The organism is Roseovarius sp. YIN77, assembly GCF_057219155.1.
The window spans coordinates 1-550 of record NZ_JBXVVI010000071.1; the positions used below are offsets into that span (position 1 = coordinate 1).

Below are 550 nucleotides of genomic sequence, written 5' to 3' on the forward strand. Positions count from 1 at the left end.
GGGATGGCAGAGCCACCGGCGATGATCATCTTGGGCTGATGTTCAGTGGCGAGTTCCTGAATCTGGTCATAGTCAATCAGGTTGTCCTGCTTGCGCACACCGTATTGCACGGCGTTGAACCATTTGCCCGATTGGTTCGGGGCCGCGCCATGGGTCAGGTGACCACCAGAGGCCAGGTTCATCCCCAAGATCGTATCGCCGGGCTGCAAGAGCGCCTGAAACACACCCTGGTTGGCCTGAGAACCCGAATTCGGCTGCACATTGGCAAATTCACACCCAAAGAGTTCCTTGGCCCGGTCGATCGCCAGGTTTTCGGCCACGTCCACATATTGGCACCCGCCGTAATAACGGCGCCCCGGATAGCCCTCGGCATATTTGTTGGTCAGCACAGAGCCCTGGGCCTCCATCACGGCAGCAGACACAATGTTTTCTGACGCAATCAGCTCAATCTCATCACGCTGGCGACCCAGCTCATCAGTGATCGCAGCAAACAAATCAGGGTCACGAGACGACAAACTCTCAGTGAAAAATCCAGAATCAGACATGGGGG

Annotated in this window: 1 protein-coding gene; it reads right to left on the reverse strand. The window is 56.4% G+C overall.

Features of this window, described 5'->3' with window-relative positions:
• The coding region (locus AC2D8P_RS16675; protein WP_484704011.1) for a PLP-dependent aminotransferase family protein at window positions 1–545 on the reverse strand (545 nt) is incomplete at its 3' end.
• Between the last annotated feature and the right edge of the window lie 5 nt (window positions 546–550).